Annotated in this window: 1 protein-coding gene; it reads left to right on the top strand. The window is 46.1% G+C overall.

Going from position 1 to position 512, the window contains the following annotated elements; translation table 11 throughout:
* On the top strand, positions 1 to 512 hold a 512-nt coding region (locus tag ACWHAR_RS32260), incomplete at both ends, for an ABC transporter transmembrane domain-containing protein (protein ID WP_452089074.1).

Here is a 512-nt window from a genome sequence, read left to right as displayed (position 1 = left end):
CTTTGTGATCGGAAAGGCCATCGACCATTTTATCGTCGGGAAAACGGTCAGCGGCTTGATTCCTGTTTTGCTTCTTCTGCTCGCTATCTATATCATTCAGTCCCTGTCGCTTTGGTTTCAAAACTATTGGATAATTACGATCTCGCAGGGCACGGTTTTCAGAATGAGAAGCGAATTGTTCACCCATCTGCATGAGCTGCCGATTCCATTTTTTGATAAACAGCGGCACGGCGAGCTGATGAGCCGGGTGACGAATGACATCGAAAATGTCAGTTCTACCTTAAACACGTCAGTCATTCAAATTTTGTCAAGCGTGATCACCTTTGTTGGGACGATTGCGGTGATGCTGTACATGAGCCCGCTCCTTACATTGATTACGCTGACCATTATTCCGGTGATGGCAGCGAGCCTGAAATGGATCACCAACCGAACGGGAAAGCTGTTTAAAGAACAGCAGAAAAATCTTGGTGATCTGAATGGGTATATTGAGGAATCTGTTTCAGGCGCAAAGG

The sequence above is a fragment of the Bacillus sp. LR--39 genome (assembly GCF_053613335.1).
This window is presented reverse-complemented; position numbering and strand designations above follow the sequence as displayed.